General features: G+C 40.1%; 2 protein-coding genes. One reads left to right on the top strand and one right to left on the bottom strand.

The window, feature by feature from the left end; all coding sequences use genetic code 11:
• Positions 1-156: 156 nt before the first annotated feature.
• Positions 157-789, top strand: coding sequence for a DUF6391 domain-containing protein (locus tag CALSC_RS24770; protein ID WP_088243869.1), 633 nt, complete (start codon positions 157-159; stop codon positions 787-789).
• A gap of 85 nt (positions 790-874) precedes the next feature.
• Here CALSC_RS24770 and rnhA read toward each other — a convergent pair whose 3' ends face one another.
• Complete coding sequence (gene rnhA, locus CALSC_RS24775; protein ID WP_088243870.1) at positions 875-1,774, bottom strand: ribonuclease HI; 900 nt, start codon at positions 1,772-1,774, stop codon at positions 875-877.
• Positions 1,775-1,831: the final 57 nt, after the last annotated feature.

Raw genomic sequence — 1,831 nt, forward strand, 5'->3', positions numbered from 1 at the left:
GCTTAGGACAGTATTGTTTTCAATAAAAACTATTAACTATCAACTGTCAACTATCAACTGTAAACAATAAACAAAAATTAGCAACAAACTTTCAGAGTAAGCGTTAAATTGGAAATGAATATATGTCACTCTCTAATCTTGGAGAGTAGTGTTGCTATGAACACCTCTGCATCTGTCACTAGTAGCAGAAATTCCAGGGATTTTTTCAACCTTGATTTGATAACACCCCAACCTTCCTTAGATGCTGATTTGCTCAAGCAGTTAGGGTTTATTCCCAGGTTAAAAGATATTCTTATGTTACGACAGGTTCATGCTCTAGAACACGCAACAGTTTGGGTTCTCAGCGAATCAGTAACCAGAAAAACTCAGGCTGATAACCAACAATTGGGGGGTTTATCTACCGAACAGGGTTTTTACTTATACGGTGATGTGAATATTAGTGATTTGCGACGTGCTGTCAACCTTGCTCTCCATCGTCTGAATAGCGGAGAATGGAATTTAGCGGTACATCCCCGTTGTGGAACTAATTTATCGGTGGAAACAATTTTAACTGCTGCTTTAGCTGTGGGTATGCATTTGCTTCTACCAAGGGGACCAATAGAGCAATTGATTGGTTTAGGAATGGCAGCAACAACAGCAGCAGAAATATCCCCAGATGTGGGTTATATGGTGCAAAAGTATTTGACAACTGCAATTCCTTTCAATTTAGCGATCACAAATATTGCACCTACTCAAGATGATGAAGGACAAGCAGCCTATTTTATCAAAGTTAATTGGCGAGATTGTTAACCTGGATGCAACTGTGGAGAAAAAGCAATTGAGTAAGTTCCCTGGCGACGATAGTTGTCCCAGGGTCGCTTGTTAATTCAAAACTTCAATTTTCACCTTCATGGTTAACTAAGTCACCTCGTTCTAGCTCCCAGAGAATTTGATTACCTTCTCGCCGGACACGAGACACAACCCAATTGCGCCAGCGCCACTGATCCCCTCTACTAGTCACAGCACTAGCATGAACATTCATTAAGTCTGCTAATTCGGAACTAGTAATTAAATAACCTTTCCCAGCAATTTCGTCAGCAACACGAAGAGTTTCTACTAAGTTACGGATTTGTGCCATTCTGGTTTCACTGGAACCGTTCTCACTACTAAATCCAGTGGTAACATTTGATGAATCAATCATATTTATATTTGATGCCAAATTCTCAAAATTTGATGCATTCTCGTTAATTTGTTTATAGTTATAATTCCCATCAGATACTGCGGCTAAATGAATGTCATTTTTGTGCTGTGAATTATGACTAGAGATTTGTGTCAGAGATGGGTTAGTACCATTTGCAAAAGCACGGGCAATGGCATCACAGCGCTCGTTACCTACATTACCAGCATGACCCCTAACATGTTGCCATTTGATTTGACGGCTATTTAACCGATCTAAAATTACCAACAAGTCTTGATTTTGGACTGGTTTACCATCAGATTTTTTCCATCCTTTTGCCTTCCAGCCTTTCACCCATTTCGTCACACAGTTAATTAGATATTCGCTGTCTGTATAGAGAATGATTGGTTCTGTTTGTCCAGTAGCTTGCAAATATTGCAAAGCCGCGATCGCAGCTTGCATTTCCATGCGATTATTAGTAGTTTGAGGGCATGATTCGCCCATCTCATGAATTAGACCATCACTGAAATAAATGACTGTGCCCCAACCACCGGGACCTGGGTTTCCGGTGCAAGCACCATCTGTATATATACTTTGGATTGTGCGAACTGGGGACATGATTAAAATTTAAAGCCGCAGAAGAATAAGTTCTGAAATTTAATGGCGGGAAATAAG

The organism is Calothrix rhizosoleniae SC01, assembly GCF_900185595.1.
GTDB lineage: Bacteria > Cyanobacteriota > Cyanobacteriia > Cyanobacteriales > Nostocaceae > Calothrix_A > Calothrix_A rhizosoleniae.